Genomic DNA, 15,207 nt, shown 5'->3' with positions numbered 1-15,207 from the left:
TTGCCGACAATCGCTATCCTGAGCAAGATCAAACGCTGCCTAAACTACGGTTCCATGATCATCGACTTTGTCTGGCGTATGGCGCTTCGCATCGGATATCCGCTTGCTCGTGTCTGGTGGCACCTTCGACGACCCAGCCATCAGGGCGCGCTTGTCGCAATCTATGTCGGGCAGTCGCTGTTGCTCGTGAAAGCATCGTACCGGACCGCTTGGAATCTTCCGGGAGGAAGTGTCCATCCCGAAGAGACGCCCGAGGCAGCCGCGCAGCGCGAAATGGAAGAGGAAATTGGTCTGTCGTCGTACACATTGCTCCCGGTGGGCAGCGTCTGCGGCGCCTGGGACGGACGACGAGACCGGGTGCATTTCTTCGAATTACACCTCGATCGCCTACCCGAGCTGCGGATCGATAATCGCGAGATTGTCGCCGCGCATCTGGCAACGCCGGAGGAATTGCATGGCTTCGGACTGACAGCGCCAGTGGCTGCGTATCTGAGCGGAGATCTTTGCCGTTAGATGTCGACCGGGTGGCATCCCGGCTGCCCGGAGCTTGAGAACGCCGCTCGCATCCAGTATGACCGCGCCCCGCCCGCTTGTCCGGCTGACTATCGTGCGCACCAATCTTATGTGGGAAAACCCAAAGTGATGAAGAAGACGAGAATTTCGATCATTCTGTTCGTGTTGGCCGTGCTCAGCCCGCTGGCGCATGCGAGCCTGGCTACTGGTGCCCACGAGTTCAAGAACGATGTCAAGACGGCAGTAAAGAAGAGCGGGCATGCTGTGCGCGACGCCGCGCACGCGGTCGGCCACGGTGCGAAGGAGGCCGGCCATGCCGTTGCCGATGCAACAAGGCACGGCTATCACGCGACGAAAAAGTTCGTGACAGGGCACGGATAAGGGTCGCTTCGCGGCAACTGAGGCGGCGACTGCGGATCCAGAGCGCCACAGCAGGCTGCTCGAGTCATGGACGATCGCCGCTCTTGGCTGAGTCGTATCAACTGCGACAGCGCGGTCGTTCTGCCGCCAATCTGTGATGTCCAGACGGTGGCCGGCGCTTGCCTAGCCGTTTTCCCACCCTAGAGCGTGTTAGGCACTTTCTGTCAGACCTGGTAACCTGGCGGGATGATAGAACGCAAGCCATACCCGACAGATGTTTCGGACGAGGAATGGAGCTTCGCCGCTCCGTATCTGACCTTGATGAACGAAGATGCACCGCAGCGCCGATACGAACTGCGCGAAATGTTCAACGCGCTTCGCTGGATGGCGCGCGCGGGTGCATCGTGGCGCATGCTGCCGACCAACTTTCCGCCGTGGGAAATGGTCTACCAGCAAACGCAGCGCTGGCTGAACGCGGGTTGTTTCGAGGCGATGGTCAACGATTTGCGCTCGGTGCTGCGCGTGGCGCAACAGCGTCAGGGCCAGCCCAGTGCGGTCATTCTGGATGGACGCACATTGCAGTCCACGTGTGAAAGCGGGCCGCGTGCGGGCTACGACGGTTACAAGCGCAAGCGGGGCAGCAAGGTTCACATGGCTGTCGACACGCTGGGGATGCTGCTCGCGGTGCACATTACGCCGGCCAACGAGCAGGAGCGCGCGCAGGTGGCCGAGCTTGCGCGTCAGGTTCAGCACGTCACCGGTCAGACGGTGAAACTTGCGTTTGCTGACCAGGGCTATACGGGCGACACTGCTGCACAGGCCGCACGTGATGAAGGCATTGAACTGCAGGTCATCAAGCTGCCTGAGGCGAAGAAGGGCTTCGTGCTGCTGCCCCGCCGCTGGGTGGTCGAGCGCAGTTTCGGCTGGCTCAACCGCTTCCGGCGGTTGGCACGCGACTACGAGCGCCTGCCCGAAACCCTGGCAGGCCTGCACTTCGTCGTCTTCGCCATGCTTATGCTCGTTCATGCTGCACCGATTATGAAAAGTGCCTAACACGCTCTAACTGCCGTTACCGCAGCCTTGCAGCGAGGGGGAGAATTGTCGCCGGACGACCCGCCGGCCACAACCGCCCGACCGCATCCAGCTTTCGTGGCATTAGGGGTTCAGCTGCTACGTCACGTGGGGTTGGACGCCCGGCAGTTTGCATGTGGCGTCATCGGGCAGAAGCCGGCCACGAACGGACGTTGGACGTCGCGGGCTAGATTGGCGACAATCGGGCAACCTTGCGAGAACGCGACATGTGGAGTCGGTGGTGTCCATCAACGTAAGCGGGACGGAAGGCTACGCTGAGAACGCTCAATCTCTCATCGAGCAATGGCAGGACATCTCATTTGAGAACAGCCATAGGCCTGTCATGCATCTCTTGCCGATGCCCCCGGCCCACATTCTTGACGTTGGCGCCGGTATCGGAACCGATGCAGCTGCGTTAGCAGCTATGGGGCATACAGTTGTGGCCGTAGAACCAGTGGACGCGTTGCGCGTCGCAGGAATCGGGCTGCATTCGTCTTCCCGGATTGAATGGGTGGACGACAGTCTGCCGGATCTCATGTCTGTACGTTCGCGACGAAGAGAATTCGACTTGGTGATGCTCTCCGCTGTTTGGATGCCTCTGGACGAAGACGCCCTTATCACGGGAAAGCATGCGCGGAGACCCAAGGCGCAATGCCAGGCACCTGAAGCGCCGGGCCAATGTTCTGAAGGCAAGCCATGATGTGGTGCGCAAACGCACGCTCGACGATTCGTGGGACGCATTGGAAGCTGGGGTAATGAGGGATTCGGTATGCAGGCGTAATCACAACGAATTTCGCGTCATTCGAAAAGGGCGGCGCGCAACACGGAAGGGCGCTGCTCATGCGTTCCGCCTGGAATACCTCACCCAATACGCATGTTTATTTTGGAAGCTTCCCGCTTGCCCTAGCGCGCTGGCGTCTAGGCTCAAGTCCCGATTTCTTTTTCGAGTGGGCGTTCGCGATATGTTGCTCGACAGCAGCAACCAGTTCGCTGGCCGCACAATCAAGCGCCCTTGCCAGAGTAAGCAGCATTGCAAGTGTCGGTTGGGCGCGGCCCAATTCCAGCTTGCTTACATATACCCGTTGAATATCAGCCTCAAATGCCAACTGTTCCTGAGTCAGGTTTGCCTCAAGCCGGCGTGCACGCAGTACAGTTCCGAAGGCTTCCGCTGCTTCCAAATTTGCTCCCGTGAAATGGGAGCACTGTCCTTTTACCGCTATAATTTGTCTTCATACTCGAGTATGAATTATCGTGTCATCACCACTCTTTTTAGCGCGGCGATAGCGGCTTCGGCGGCGTCCCAGCGCAGGAGTTGAAAGCGGCATTCTGCGAACCCACGGCCGCCGAACTGTTTTCAAAAGCGGCGGTGGGTGGCCTGTAGAGATAGGAATCTAGACTTATGTTTTTGACTTCTGACCAGAACCGTCTGCCTACATGGCACGGAATGGCGTTGTGGGCCGTTGCCGAGATGGCGGGTTGTGGGGACGTGCTCATCCTGCAATTTGCCGCTGGAAAACGCGACCTGCCCCGGGTTGTCATGGTGGAATTCGCGTCGGGTGCCGCGAAGACGCTGCTACAACTGACGGCAGACGGCCAGACCGTACGGGGCGCGGCAGTGCTGAGCGCGAAGCCGCACAAGGACTCGGCACAATGGAGTCTGGAGCCGCTGAGCGAAATTCACATCGGCGCAACGGCAGCCTATGACGAGCAGCATCCGCTGGTCTCGTTTGCGCGGTTCACGACAGCAGCGGGCGAGGAATTCTCGATGCCTGTCGGTATCGCGGAGAAACACTCTCCCGGAAAGCGCATCTACCCGTCCACGCCGGCGCGTTCGTCGAAGGCTGGCCGCCGGAAACCGACGGTTGATGTCGCAGGTATGAGTTGACGGCATGCGTATCCAGATCGCCTCGGATCTGCATCTGGAGATCGTGCACCAGAGTTTTCCGGATCACAACCCCGTCAGGCTGACGAATGCGGACGTGCTGGTGCTCGCGGGCGACATTGCGAAAGGGGCCGATGCGATTGAGCTGTTTGCGCGCTGGCCGGTGCCCGTCATCTACGTGCATGGCAACCATGAAGCGTATGGCACGGAGTACGACACGCTTGCCAACTCCATCCGTATGCGCGCGGCCGGTACTGCGATTCATTACCTTGAGCGCGACACGTTTTTCATGGGTGATGTGCGGTTTCTCGGTTGTTGCCTCTGGACAGACTATGCGCTCAGTGGCGTGCGCGACCGGAGTATGGCGCTGGCCGGGCGTATGTTGCATGACCATCGTGTTATCCGCACTAGCGATGGCGGACGGTTTCGGCCAGAGCATGCGCTGGCCGAGCACGAAAAGACAGTGAAGTGGCTGCGGACCGAGCTGGCAAAGCCCTTCGACGGGCGCACGGTCGTCGTGACCCATCACGGCGTTGCTCCGCCGTCGGTGCATCCGCGCTATGCGAACGACCCGGTCAACGCTGCATTCGTGAGTGACCTGCGACCTGTGCTCGAGCTGGCCGACGTGTGGATTCACGGTCACGTGCATGACTCGTTCGATTATCGCGTTGGCCAGTCGCGGGTGATTGCCAACCCGCGCGGCTATGCGACGAACCGTCTGATGGCGGGTGCGCCGACCGACCTGAAATGGGAAAACCCGGCGTTTGATCCGGCGCTGATGATCGAGTTGTGAGCAGCTGTGCCGTGGCGCGCTGAGGCGGCGCAAACGTTCTGGCGGTGCGCATGGGCGCTGCCGCGAGGAGATCGCCTGCAAAAAAATGGTTGACCCCCAAGACTACGGACTCGAGGGAGCATCCCGACATGGAGCGCGCTTGACCAGGGCGAACCGGCGAAAAAGACGGCGACAGTCATTGCCGCCTGACGGGAGCAGCGCACAGTTACGGGCGCGCCTGAAGGCCTTTGCGCTCGCCACGCGTAAAACAGGAACAGCGATGACTACAGCCCTCCACCGTCTTCAGGTTCAGCGGGAAGACACGATCCTGAAAATCCTGGCCGAGGGCGAGTGGATCGGGGCAGACACCGTTCCCGCGGACGTAGCCGGATGGCAGCAACGCGGCTGGATCTTTGGCGTGGAAGCTGGAGGTCAGCGGTACTTTGCCCGATACCAGTTCGATGATCGTGATCAGCCGCTGCCGGTCATCCGGGAAATTCTGGCAGAGCTCGGACCCGCCACGGACCCGTGGACAATTGCCGCCTGGTTTCACTTTCCCAACGGCTGGATTGTGGAGGAGGGTTGTACCGCCCCGATCGCGCCCAAGGATGCGCTTGATCACCACGTTGCGGTCGTTGATGCCGCACGCCGGTTCCGCGGAACATTCGGAGCATAACGTCCAGTGACGTGATCATCTTCTTACCGGGTCAATCCCTCTCCGAACACGTCGACTGATTCTTGCACGGGAAACCCATCATGGGCACCAGAGACACTATCCGGTTTCAGGACAAGACCGGCGATCTGCCGGGCTGGACGCCTTACACCGAAATGTTCGGGAAGGAAGACACCGTCTATCTGGAGCTCGAAGGCGTGCAGGCCGATGTGACCATGATCAACAGTGTATGGGGACATCCCTCCGGCACTGTCGTGCTGCGTATGCCGACGGCCACGGCACGGCAGTCGGGGCTGGTTCCACAAGAGTGGACAAGGGATGCGTCGCGATTCAGGGAGCAGGGCATGCCCGAATTCCTGGGGAAAGGGGTGTACGAGGTCTCGGGGTGCACGTGCGATCGCTGCGGACGACGCATGACCCCGGATGAGGCCGACCGGGATTGGCATGAGCGGGTTTCGATTGCCTACTATGTGGATTTCATTCTATTTTCGGCGATGGCTGCGCAATCAGTATCGACCTGTGCCAGCACTGTGTGCGGGACACTATGGGTGAATGGTTGCGGATCTCATCCACAGGCATCTACGACCTCGAACCATCCTCGGATTCAGATCCCGCTGAGTTCGCTGCGAGGCATCCCCCGGCATGATGCTGATGCTGCGCTGTCTGCTGAGCAGGTGAATGCCGCGATCGCCACCGACGCGACTGTCCCGATGACGCGTGACCTATCTTTAGATACTGGCCAGACGGACCTCAGTGATATCGACCGGATCGTGATGAAACTGGACGCAACACGTGCCGCGGCGTCGTTGATTCTAAACGGGCTGGAAAACCTTGGTAGTGCGACCCCACAGGATGCCAGAGCAGGGCTGACGCGTCAGGTGTGGGCAGCAAACAAACGGGCTGGAACATAGTGCCCTGCAGGGACTCGTCGATGCTTCGCCCGTCCGGCTGTTGCCGCATTCGCACGCCGGGATGGAGGCGAAGGCAATTGCGGCCGTGCTTGAGGAAATGATGTGGCTGACTGCTCAAACGGTCTGCAGGCGGCAGACTCTGGGGGCCACGAATCTGTTAGCCGTGGCTGTTCATCCCGAGAACGAGCCGGGTCGCGCAGGCGGCCGCGGTGCATATGGCTGTCCGGGCGACTGCGGATCTGCACGCCTGCTGCACCCGATGAAAGGTCAACAGAAGGAGAAGCGGATGCTTCGAATCACCATTGAGTTGCTGCCCGGTGGGCAGGAGGAGGGAAAGCGTGTCATCGCGACGGCGGATATCGCACGGGCGAGTGACGGGCCGACCGGCGCACTCGGCGACTACAGGGTCGCCCTGAGCGACGCAATACTCGGCGAGGTTGGCGAACCGACGGTCGTGCGCCGCTATCCGAGATGGGCGAGCAGCGTATGGGATCTCGTTGCCCGCTGTCTTGCCACCGCGCTGAATCAGGGGCGCGAAGCGTTGCCGCCGCGACCTGCACGGCCGGAGGTAACGGTTCGCACGAACGATGCGGGCTACCGTTACGTGCGTCTGGATGAAATTCCCGAGCCGACCAGAACGTTCTTCGACCGGAAGCTGGCCGGCTCGGGGATTCCGGATCACGGCTGCGCTTTCGCGCACGACTGGTTCGACTTTCTCAACGGTCACCGCTGATGCCAGGATGCAAGTGTCAGCTCGATCTGATGGGCACATGTCCGAACGCGCGACCGCCGCGTTGCAGAAAAAGGCTTATGTCATTGACGACGCGGATTGCGTCCAGTATCTGAAGCGACTGCCCGTGACACGTGGCGCGTCGGCTAAACGCCCGCAAAAGGAACAGCGATTTATGAGCAGCAAGGACCACATCCGGTATCAGGCGAAAGAGGGCGGTCAGCCCGGCTGGGATCTTTACGCCGAGATTTTTGAGCCAGAGGACGTCGTGTATCTGGAACTTGACGGTGTAGACGCTGAAGTCACGATGCTCGGGAACCTGGAGCGCGGGCCGGGCACGGTGCTGTTGCGCCTGCCGGTCGCCACCGCGAAGCAGCTCGGTCTCGTGCCTCCGGGCTGGAAAAAGTCGGGCTGGGAAAGGGAGTAGGTCATGCGCGAATACCGTGACAGGATGGTGCAGGAGATCGCCGCCTGTACATGCGACCGCTGCAGCCAGCGCATGTCGCCCGATGATGACCAGAGGGAGTGGTATGAAAAAGTGTCGCTCGACTGGCGCGGCGGCTTTGGCTCGGTTTTTGGCGACGGCGCCCATCTGAGCATTGACCTTTGTCAGCAGTGTCTCCGCGATACGCTCGGGTCATGGCTGCGGGTCGATCCGCCGTCCGCAACGGATAACGTGATTGAAGCCTTGAAGGGCGTCGTTTCCCGACCCGACGTGCGGGTAACTGTGGACCAGATGAATCCACTGCTGTTCGGCGAGCAAGACGAGTCCCGTGGCACGTTACTCTTTGCGACACGTCTCGCGAAAATAGTCGCGCAGGCGATAGCCGTCTTCCGGGAGCAGGATAAAGCGATCCGGTGGCTGGTCATGCCGCACAAGCAGTTTGCCGGCCGAACTGCGCTCGAAATGGCGAAGACCGAGGATGACGCACGGCTGGTTGAGGAAGCGCTGGTGCGGATTGACGAAGGGTACGGATAGCAAAAGGCCGGACCTTGGGGGCGCGACTGAAGAACTTGTTGCCCGATTGCGCATCCGCACATCGCCTAAAGCCGACGATCATCCGATGCGATAACTTGTATGTTGTCGCTGGGCATCCCCTTGAGCAAGCCTTTTCGCCGCGCAGTTTCGGACGCAACCGGAAAAACGGTCTTTAGCCCCGACATCCGGCTGACCGGTGCGCTCGGGTTGCGCTCACTGAGCTATCAAGCCACGAAGCGGCCGGTGGCATCGTGCGAGCCTGCGAATGGCTGATCAAGGTTCCGTTGCTGAACGCGTACAGTCGGCCATGAGCGGACCTTCGGCCCCAAAGTGCAAATTGGTGACGATCGATTCGGCGCGATAGTATTCGCACAAGAAGTAAGCCTCGCGAATCCTTTGACCGGAAGCCGTTCCCAATGAACATCGCCTTTTCTGATACAACCGAGTCCGACGCCGACATACTGGTCGCCATCCGTATCGCCGCGATGCGCGAGAGTCTGGAGCGCATCAGTCGTTTCGACCCGCAGCGTGCCCGCGAGCGCTTCCTCGCGTCATTCGACCCTGCGCGGTGTCGATTCATAGAGGTCGATGGCGTTCGGTCCGGCTTTATCCTCATTCGCCCACAGGCAGACTACTGGCTACTGGACCACCTTTACATTCTGCCGGCGCACCAAGGGAAAGGAATCGGCGCAGCCGTCTTGCGGGACGTCTTCGCGAACGCCGACGCGCAACGCATGCCAATCCGCCTCGGTGCTCTACGCGGCAGTGATTCAAACCGCTTCTACCAGCGGTATGGATTTGTAAAGACTGACGAAGGAGAATGGGATATCTACTATGTGCGTCAGCCAATCGAAACACAGGAAGAAAGCTAGGCTGCATTGGTATTCATAGGACGCGGCCCATCGCTGGAGTCGGCGACAGAAGTTCGAGCGTCCCGACGCCCAACCATGTACTGCCGAGTTCGGCCATGATGGGTCATTCGCGTCGTGACGGCGAATGGCTGCTCGCCGGACCCATACCGGCCATCCACACTACAGAGATTGACGAAACGGCAATGCGTGTTATCGGTTGTAGTCGTGCAGCACTCGTCCGTAAGGCAGTGTCAGGTCGGCAATGAAGTGAACGGAGCGACGATGCGCCTGACCGGCAAGTCCGACACAGGCGCATTGACGTGTGGTAGCAGAGCAAGCCGCGCTGGTCCTGACGATGCTCCTGGATGCCCATCAGGTTGCCCTGCGACGTACGCCGGACCGGCTACTCGCTTGCGAGACGTCATTAATCCACAAGTTAACTAATCAGTCAGACTGCCTTAACCCCAACGGCTTTTTGGCAACTAATACTTTTCAAACGGCAGGCGAACACACCTGCCGTCACGCACGTCGGCAGTCTCCCGCCGAGCCGCAGAAAGTAACGCCACTACCCGTCGATACTCCGTTGGGCAGATACGCGTCCGATGCCATTGAGGGTGACCCAGGAACGAGTACTTGATGAAAAGTCTGCGCATCGGCACTCTTGGTTTCGCGATCAAGTCGAACCGAGTTGCGCCCCGTGTTCGCTGGGAAGTATTCAGTTTCCACGCCCGGCTGATCACCGCAGTTCCATTTGCGGTATCGGCAGTGATGTTTCTGTTGTGGGGACAATATGCCCGACGTTCCTCGTTCAGCGCCTGGCACGTCGCAATTCCCACGGCGTTGGGCGGCTTGTTGTTCGCCGCTGCGCTGGATTTTTCGTTGCGTTATGAGGTGATGGCCGCTTTCACCCTCTGGGGCGGTTGGCGTCGATACCCACATGCATCGTTCTGGCAGTTGCCGCCTCGCTATCTGAACAACGCGGCGGCTGCGTCCGGCATCGGCCTTGTCAATATCATCGGCACGCTGGCCGGCATCCTCGGACCTTACGCAACGGGCTGGCTGCACAGCCTTACCGGCCCCGATCGCGTTCGATGCTCGGTGTTGCCGCGCTGATGTGCGTCTCGGCAACCACAGTAGTATTCGCGGACCGCGCCAACCGCGCGGCGGCCCGCCAGCAGCCGCGCCCCGGCGCAGTACTCCTTGAGCCCGGCCGCGCTCTGACTCTCCGGCTGGCACACGCTGGTTAGCGCACGTGCGAAACGCTCGCAGGATTGAACTATTCACAAACAGAGGTTTAATACGATGCGAAATGATGTCAAGCTGATTCTTCTCGACAAACACCAAGTCGAGGCGTTGTTAAAGCCTGACGATGTCGTCGAAGCGGTACGGGAGGCGTTTGCTCTGCACAGCGCGGGCGAAGGGCGTGTCTTTCCTGTTGTCAGGGAGGCGCTCGTGACGGGTGGCGTATTTGGAATCAAATCGGGCGACGTACAGTCGCAAGGCCTGCTCGGCTTTAAGGCTGCGGGTTTCTGGCCGGCAAACCGCGGCGTGGGCGGCGAACCGCACCAGGCCACCATCATGTTGATCGATCCCAAGACCGGCCGGCCTGTATGCGTGATCGACGGTAACGCAATCACGACGATGCGCACGGGTGCGGCAGGTGCTTTGGGATTGACACTCTTCGCGCGTGCGGACAGCACCCGCCTGTGCGTTTTTGGCACGGGCGTACAGGCGCGAGTTCAGGTCACATTCGCGCTGCGTGTGCTAAAGCAGCTTTCCTCCATTCGCTATGTCACCGTGGACGCTCAGCGCGATGCTTCGTTTGAAGCGCATTTCACCGGACACTGCGAAGTGTCGCATGCGACCGACCATAACGCCGCAGTTGCCGAAAGCGATGTGGTGATCACCGCGACTCCAGGCTTCGGGCCGCTCTTCAACGCGGCGGCGGTTCGACCCGGGACTCACCTCAACTGCGTCGGTGCCGACACCAAAGGCAAACGTGAACTTCCCGAAGGCTTGCTGATGCGCAGTCGCGTTTTCGTCGACGACCGGTCCCAGGCGCGAGAAATCGGCGAGACTCAATGGGCGCCGGGCACCGTATCTATCGAGATCGGCGATGTGATCACCGGCCGGGTCCAGACAAACCGGCAGCCGGACGACATCACGCTGTTCGACATGACGGGTATTGCCCTGCAAGACCTGACGGTGGCACGCCTGCTTCATCAGCGCGCCTGCGAAACAAGCACGGCAACGTCGTTGGCGTGGCCCTGGTAATATCATTGGGTCATAGACCACAAGCACAGGCCGTCAGCCCAAGTCCAGCACCGATCCGGCCGATTAGTTCGTCGATGGACAATACGGTTAGGCGGCCACACTCAACTTTCCAAAGGAGCGGTACGTCGAACGCTTGCGCAATGTCGTTGAGCCTGCCCTGCGACTCAATTGCACACCTCGCAACTGAGAGACGTCCGGGTAAAGAATATGGATGACGTGACTTCCACACATTCCACGATAGGTTCAAATTCACGCCAGACGTCTGATGAATTGAAATCTCCTGCCATCCAGCAGGCGCGTCTCGATCTCGCTGCGTGCTTTCGCATGGCCGCGCGGCTCGGCCTTCATGAAGGCATTTGCAACCACTTCTCCGCGCTCGTGCCGGGACACCCGAGGCTCTTTCTGGTCAACCCGCTCGGTTACGCATTCGATGAAATCACCGCTTCCAGCCTGCTGATCTGCAATTTTGACGGTGAGGTTCTCGCTGGAAAAGGGGAGCCCGAAAGCACGGCTTTTCATATTCATGGGCAGGTGCATCTGCACCATCCACATGCCGTTGCATGCTTTCATACGCACATGCCGAACGCAACCGCCCTGTCGATGCTCGAAGGGCCGCCGTTGCGATGGGCAGGTCAGACATCACTGAGGTTTTACGGCCGGCTCGCGGTGGAGGAGCGTTTCGGCGGCCTCGCGTTGGACAACCGTGAAGGCGAACGCATCGCAGCCGCACTCGGGAGCGCGAACGTGATCTTTTTGAAGAATCATGGCGTCATGGTCGCTGCCCGAAGCATCGCGCAAGCCTGGGACGACCTCTACTATCTCGAACGGGTTTGCGAAGTGGAACGCCTCGCGCTTTCAACGGGCGTGCCTCTGAAACCGGTCGATCCACAGATCGCGCGATTGACCTTCGAACAAATGGAGTCCGGCGCCGAGGAAGCCAGTCAGCTACATCTTGAGAGCATCAAACGCAGGCTCGATAAGCTGGAACCTGACTACCGGGACTGACCCGAGTCATGGGTGCTTGAGAGTGACGGCATACCGTTGCGGTCACTCCCGTCAGACGGCAGTCGCGCGAGCGCCCGAGCCATCGGCACCCGGGTCCTTTGCACACTTGCCGCGCTCGGGATGCTCGCTGCCATTTCGCGGGAGCCAAGGCTGTTGCAACACCGAGGCATGGAGAAGCTCAAGAAAACGAGTTGCGCGCAGCGAGCGCCCATGCCGCGAACTGATCAGCGCGACGATATCCGCGTCCGGTTGCGTCCATGCACCGAGCAGTGGGACAAGTCGTCCCGCGTTCAGATGTTCGGCGACATCCCACTCGGAACGCGAAATGATCCCGAGTCCGGCCAGTGCCCAATCGCGCACGGTGCCACCATCATTGCTCGTCATGACCGGTTCGATACGGACGTTCGCCGGTGCACCATGATCTTTCGGCGTGAAGCGCCACATCGTCACGTCTTCATCGTTTTCACGCAGCGCGATACAGTCATGCGCGCGCAGATCGTCCGGATACCGCAGTTCGCCGCGTCGGGCCAGATAGCAGGGCGCGGCGCACAGGATGCGGCGGTTAGGTGCAAGGCGCCGGCTGACAAGCGACGAATCGCGCAATTCGCCGATATGTACCATTACGTCCCACATATCGTCTGAGATGCTCGCGGGACGATCGGATAGCATGAGGCTTGCGTTGACTTCCGGATAAAGGGTGCGAAATTCAGCAATGGCAGGCGCGACATAGCGCTGCCCGAAACCGAGCGGCGCGATCACCCGCAGATGTCCAGCCACCGAGCCGCGTCGCGATGCCAGCGTGTCCGCCAGATTGCCGATGTCATCGCAGATCCGGCGGGCATTCCTCGCAAGCAGTTCGCCCTCATCGGTGAGCACCATGCGCCGCCCCGATCGGTCGATCAACCGCATGCCCAAGCGCGCTTCGAGAAGACGCAGTCGCTGCGTGACCGCGGGCGGCGTGACGTCGAGCTTGCGCGCGGCGTCAGCGAGTGACGCCGCGTTCGTAAGCATAATGAAAAAATGCAGGTCCTCGGTCGAGATCATTGACTTGAGTGTGAGCGCAACAATCCGAGGATGGTAGTCTCAGGGTTTTTTGACCGCCATTGCTATTTGCGTTTGACACGAGAGATTCCTTGCGATCCGCCTGCGGAGTCGCAGCGTTTATGTCCGCTCAGCCCAGCCGACCCTCAGTCACCCGAGTTCCGCAAGACCATCGACCCGCACTGACACATTCGCGCGAGTGACTGCAGAGCGCGCGAGGCCGTGTCCCGGCTCAATGGCGCACGGCCTCTGATATGACTTCGGGTGCGGCCACCTCACGAAAACAACCTCGCCGCCGCGTTGTTCGCGAAAATGCAAGCGGCGAGCGTGTTATTCGGCCGCGTACGTGGTCTGCTGCTGTTCGCCAAGACCATCAATGCCAAGGCGCATCGTCTGCCCCGGCTTCAGAAACACTGGCGACGGTTTCACACCCATGCCGACTCCCGGCGGCGTACCGGTAGAGATCACATCACCCGGCTGCAGGCTCATGCACTGGGACAAATACGAAACCAGCTTCGCGACGCTGAACACCATCGTGCGCGTATTGCCGTTTTGGTAGCGATGCCCGTCGACCTCGAGCCACAGATCGAGTGCCTGCGGATCGGCCACTTCGTCGCGAGTCACGAGCCAGGGGCCGATTGGTCCGAATGTGTCGCAGCCCTTTCCCTTGTCCCACGTGCCGCCGCGTTCAATCTGCCACTCGCGCTCCGACAGATCGTTGATCACGCAATAGCCCGCTACGTACTCGAGCGCATCTACTTCGTCGACGTACTTGCAAGACTTGCCGATGACGACGCCGAGTTCGGCTTCCCAGTCGGTCTTCGCGGAGCCGCGCGGGATTTCAATGCCGTCATTCGGGCCGCAGACGGCGCTCGTCCACTTGTTGAAAACGATCGGCTCCATCGGCACTGGCAAATTGGATTCGGCCGCATGGTCGACGTAGTTCAGGCCGATACAGACAAACTTACCAATGTTGCCAACGCATGGTCCGATGCGCGGTTCGCCCTGCACGACGGGCAACGACGCAGGACCGATGGCGCGCAGCCGTGCAAGCCCTGCGTCTGTTAGCACGTCACCAGCGATGTCGTCCACGACAGCAGACAGATCACGAATCTTGCCGTCACTATCCAGCAACCCTGGTTTTTCATGCCCTTTCGGCCCATAACGAAGCAGTTTCATTGTTTGACTTCCTAAGGTTTTCTATTGAAAATCGGGCTTCTTCGGGCCAGCCGTTTAGCCCGGTCGGACGCTACTCGCGCGTCAGCTCAACTCATCTCGGCGCCTGTCCTCTCCGTCCTGCCCCATTCGTGCGCCGGCTGGACGGGTTCGTGGCTCGGCGAGCGTCGCTGCGGCATTAATGCTTGAGTACCCGTGACAGGAACGTACGCGTGCGGTCGTGCATGGGATTGTCGAAGATGGCGGCCGGCTCCCCTTGCTCAAGCACCTTGCCGTGGTCCATGTAGATGACCCGGTCCGCCACCTCGCGCGCGAAGGCCATTTCATGGGTAACGATCATCATCGTCATTCCAGAACTGGCGAGCTCGCGCATCACTTCAAGCACCTCGCCTACCATTTCCGGATCAAGCGCCGAGGTCGGCTCGTCAAACAGCATCACCCGCGGCTCCATCGCCAGCGAACGCGCAATCGCGACTCGCTGCTGCTGTCCGCCGGAAAGCTGGGATGGGTACTTGTTGACATGGTCTCGTAGTCCAACGCGCTCGAGCAGCTTGCGGGCAATCGTCTCGGCGCGCGCACGCGGCCATCTGCGTACGCGGATCGGTGCGAGCATCACGTTTTCCAGAACGGTCTTGTGCGGAAACAGGTTGAAGTGCTGGAAGACCATGCCGACTTCCTTACGGATAGCCGCCAGTTCCTTCCTTGAAGTGCCGAACCCATCCTCCGACGGTGCCAGCTCGATTCCATCGACAATCAGTTGGCCATCGCCGAAATTCTCCAGTCCGTTGACGCAACGAATCAGGGTCGACTTGCCGGAGCCGCTCGCACCGATAATGACCACCACCTCGCCGCTCTGTACTTGCAGATCTATGTCTTTCAACACGTGAAATGCACCGTACGATTTGTTCAGCCTGTGCATTTGGACAATCGCGGACATATCCACTCCTTCGTCAAAAATATCTTCACCCA

The 15,207-nt window shown here is 60.1% G+C and carries 19 protein-coding genes; 15 read left to right on the top strand and 4 right to left on the bottom strand.

Annotation, left to right across the window (positions count from 1 at the left end; all coding sequences use genetic code 11):
- Nucleotides 1-54: 54 nt before the first annotated feature.
- The 4 genes from OKW26_RS19885 (at nucleotide 55) to OKW26_RS19870 (ending at nucleotide 2,644) form a co-directional block, all read left to right on the top strand.
- On the top strand, nucleotides 55-513 hold the full coding sequence (locus OKW26_RS19885; protein WP_429354875.1) for an NUDIX domain-containing protein: 459 nt from the start codon (nucleotides 55-57) through the stop codon (nucleotides 511-513).
- A gap of 129 nt (nucleotides 514-642) precedes the next feature.
- Nucleotides 643-894, top strand: coding sequence for a hypothetical protein (locus tag OKW26_RS19880; protein WP_121321066.1), 252 nt, complete (start codon nucleotides 643-645; stop codon nucleotides 892-894).
- A 228-nt stretch (nucleotides 895-1,122) separates the two neighbouring features.
- A complete protein-coding gene (locus OKW26_RS19875; RefSeq protein ID WP_143037180.1) occupies nucleotides 1,123-1,926 on the top strand; it encodes an IS5 family transposase in 804 nt (267 codons plus the stop codon).
- 259 nt (nucleotides 1,927-2,185) lie between these two features.
- Nucleotides 2,186-2,644 (top strand): class I SAM-dependent methyltransferase, encoded by a 459-nt coding sequence (locus OKW26_RS19870; RefSeq protein ID WP_429354874.1) that lies wholly within the window; start codon nucleotides 2,186-2,188, stop codon nucleotides 2,642-2,644.
- A gap of 178 nt (nucleotides 2,645-2,822) precedes the next feature.
- On the opposite strand, the gene OKW26_RS19865 is transcribed toward OKW26_RS19870, so the two are convergent.
- Nucleotides 2,823-3,122, bottom strand: coding sequence for a helix-turn-helix domain-containing protein (locus OKW26_RS19865; protein ID WP_429354873.1), 300 nt, complete (start codon nucleotides 3,120-3,122; stop codon nucleotides 2,823-2,825).
- A gap of 272 nt (nucleotides 3,123-3,394) precedes the next feature.
- Here OKW26_RS19865 and OKW26_RS19860 point away from each other — a divergent pair, with 272 nt between their 5' ends.
- The 11 genes from OKW26_RS19860 (at nucleotide 3,395) to OKW26_RS19810 (ending at nucleotide 12,021) form a co-directional block, all read left to right on the top strand.
- A complete protein-coding gene (locus OKW26_RS19860; protein WP_429354872.1) occupies nucleotides 3,395-3,829 on the top strand; it encodes a hypothetical protein in 435 nt (144 codons plus the stop codon).
- 4 nt (nucleotides 3,830-3,833) lie between these two features.
- On the top strand, nucleotides 3,834-4,619 hold the full coding sequence (locus tag OKW26_RS19855) for a metallophosphoesterase (RefSeq protein WP_429354871.1): 786 nt from the start codon (nucleotides 3,834-3,836) through the stop codon (nucleotides 4,617-4,619).
- Nucleotides 4,620-4,878: 259 nt separating this feature from the next.
- A complete protein-coding gene (locus OKW26_RS19850) occupies nucleotides 4,879-5,274 on the top strand; it encodes a hypothetical protein (protein ID WP_429354870.1) in 396 nt (131 codons plus the stop codon).
- Between the two features lie 80 nt (nucleotides 5,275-5,354).
- Nucleotides 5,355-6,182 (top strand): hypothetical protein, encoded by an 828-nt coding sequence (locus OKW26_RS19845; RefSeq protein ID WP_429354869.1) that lies wholly within the window; start codon nucleotides 5,355-5,357, stop codon nucleotides 6,180-6,182.
- Between the two features lie 61 nt (nucleotides 6,183-6,243).
- Nucleotides 6,244-6,915, top strand: coding sequence for a hypothetical protein (locus OKW26_RS19840; protein ID WP_429354868.1), 672 nt, complete (start codon nucleotides 6,244-6,246; stop codon nucleotides 6,913-6,915).
- Nucleotides 6,916-6,952: 37 nt separating this feature from the next.
- Complete coding sequence (locus OKW26_RS19835) at nucleotides 6,953-7,339, top strand: hypothetical protein (RefSeq protein WP_429354867.1); 387 nt, start codon at nucleotides 6,953-6,955, stop codon at nucleotides 7,337-7,339.
- Nucleotides 7,340-7,342: 3 nt separating this feature from the next.
- Nucleotides 7,343-7,891 (top strand): antitoxin Xre/MbcA/ParS toxin-binding domain-containing protein, encoded by a 549-nt coding sequence (locus OKW26_RS19830; RefSeq protein ID WP_429354866.1) that lies wholly within the window; start codon nucleotides 7,343-7,345, stop codon nucleotides 7,889-7,891.
- Nucleotides 7,892-8,307: 416 nt separating this feature from the next.
- Nucleotides 8,308-8,763 carry a GNAT family N-acetyltransferase gene (locus OKW26_RS19825; protein WP_429354865.1) on the top strand — a complete coding sequence of 152 codons (456 nt, stop codon included), beginning with the start codon at nucleotides 8,308-8,310 and terminating at the stop codon, nucleotides 8,761-8,763.
- A 615-nt stretch (nucleotides 8,764-9,378) separates the two neighbouring features.
- On the top strand, nucleotides 9,379-9,855 hold the full coding sequence (locus tag OKW26_RS19820) for a hypothetical protein (protein WP_429354864.1): 477 nt from the start codon (nucleotides 9,379-9,381) through the stop codon (nucleotides 9,853-9,855).
- A 189-nt stretch (nucleotides 9,856-10,044) separates the two neighbouring features.
- Nucleotides 10,045-11,016: an ornithine cyclodeaminase family protein gene (locus tag OKW26_RS19815; protein WP_429354863.1), complete on the top strand. Its 972-nt coding sequence runs from the start codon at nucleotides 10,045-10,047 to the stop codon at nucleotides 11,014-11,016.
- A 216-nt stretch (nucleotides 11,017-11,232) separates the two neighbouring features.
- On the top strand, nucleotides 11,233-12,021 hold the full coding sequence (locus tag OKW26_RS19810) for an aldolase (protein WP_429355257.1): 789 nt from the start codon (nucleotides 11,233-11,235) through the stop codon (nucleotides 12,019-12,021).
- A 51-nt stretch (nucleotides 12,022-12,072) separates the two neighbouring features.
- On the opposite strand, the gene OKW26_RS19805 is transcribed toward OKW26_RS19810, so the two are convergent.
- The 3 genes from OKW26_RS19805 to OKW26_RS19795 form a co-directional block, all read right to left on the bottom strand.
- Nucleotides 12,073-13,065 carry a LysR family transcriptional regulator gene (locus OKW26_RS19805; RefSeq protein ID WP_429354862.1) on the bottom strand — a complete coding sequence of 331 codons (993 nt, stop codon included), beginning with the start codon at nucleotides 13,063-13,065 and terminating at the stop codon, nucleotides 12,073-12,075.
- A gap of 327 nt (nucleotides 13,066-13,392) precedes the next feature.
- A complete protein-coding gene (locus OKW26_RS19800; RefSeq protein WP_429354861.1) occupies nucleotides 13,393-14,241 on the bottom strand; it encodes an ureidoglycolate lyase in 849 nt (282 codons plus the stop codon).
- Between the two features lie 175 nt (nucleotides 14,242-14,416).
- The gene (locus tag OKW26_RS19795) at nucleotides 14,417-15,175 is read right to left on the bottom strand and encodes an amino acid ABC transporter ATP-binding protein (RefSeq protein WP_429354860.1); all 759 of its coding nucleotides are present in this window, start codon (nucleotides 15,173-15,175) and stop codon (nucleotides 14,417-14,419) included.
- Nucleotides 15,176-15,207: the final 32 nt, after the last annotated feature.

It is taken from the genome of Paraburkholderia sp. 32 (genome assembly GCF_050435345.1).
GTDB lineage: Bacteria > Pseudomonadota > Gammaproteobacteria > Burkholderiales > Burkholderiaceae > Paraburkholderia > Paraburkholderia tuberum.
Note: the sequence above shows the minus strand (reverse complement) of the source record. Positions and strands in the feature narration are given on the sequence as shown.

Coding starts and splice junctions, on each gene's coding strand:
- OKW26_RS19845 (WP_429354869.1), top strand. CDS start 5,355: ATGGGCACCAGAGACACTATCCGGTTTCAGGACAAGACCGGCGATCTG.
- OKW26_RS19855 (WP_429354871.1), top strand. CDS start 3,834: ATGCGTATCCAGATCGCCTCGGATCTGCATCTGGAGATCGTGCACCAG.
- OKW26_RS19840 (WP_429354868.1), top strand. CDS start 6,244: ATGGAGGCGAAGGCAATTGCGGCCGTGCTTGAGGAAATGATGTGGCTG.
- OKW26_RS19795 (WP_429354860.1), bottom strand. CDS start 15,175: ATGTCCGCGATTGTCCAAATGCACAGGCTGAACAAATCGTACGGTGCA.
- OKW26_RS19815 (WP_429354863.1), top strand. CDS start 10,045: ATGCGAAATGATGTCAAGCTGATTCTTCTCGACAAACACCAAGTCGAG.
- OKW26_RS19850 (WP_429354870.1), top strand. CDS start 4,879: ATGACTACAGCCCTCCACCGTCTTCAGGTTCAGCGGGAAGACACGATC.
- OKW26_RS19880 (WP_121321066.1), top strand. CDS start 643: ATGAAGAAGACGAGAATTTCGATCATTCTGTTCGTGTTGGCCGTGCTC.
- OKW26_RS19885 (WP_429354875.1), top strand. CDS start 55: ATGATCATCGACTTTGTCTGGCGTATGGCGCTTCGCATCGGATATCCG.
- OKW26_RS19835 (WP_429354867.1), top strand. CDS start 6,953: ATGTCCGAACGCGCGACCGCCGCGTTGCAGAAAAAGGCTTATGTCATT.
- OKW26_RS19820 (WP_429354864.1), top strand. CDS start 9,379: ATGAAAAGTCTGCGCATCGGCACTCTTGGTTTCGCGATCAAGTCGAAC.
- OKW26_RS19800 (WP_429354861.1), bottom strand. CDS start 14,241: ATGAAACTGCTTCGTTATGGGCCGAAAGGGCATGAAAAACCAGGGTTG.
- OKW26_RS19830 (WP_429354866.1), top strand. CDS start 7,343: ATGCGCGAATACCGTGACAGGATGGTGCAGGAGATCGCCGCCTGTACA.
- OKW26_RS19825 (WP_429354865.1), top strand. CDS start 8,308: ATGAACATCGCCTTTTCTGATACAACCGAGTCCGACGCCGACATACTG.
- OKW26_RS19805 (WP_429354862.1), bottom strand. CDS start 13,065: ATGATCTCGACCGAGGACCTGCATTTTTTCATTATGCTTACGAACGCG.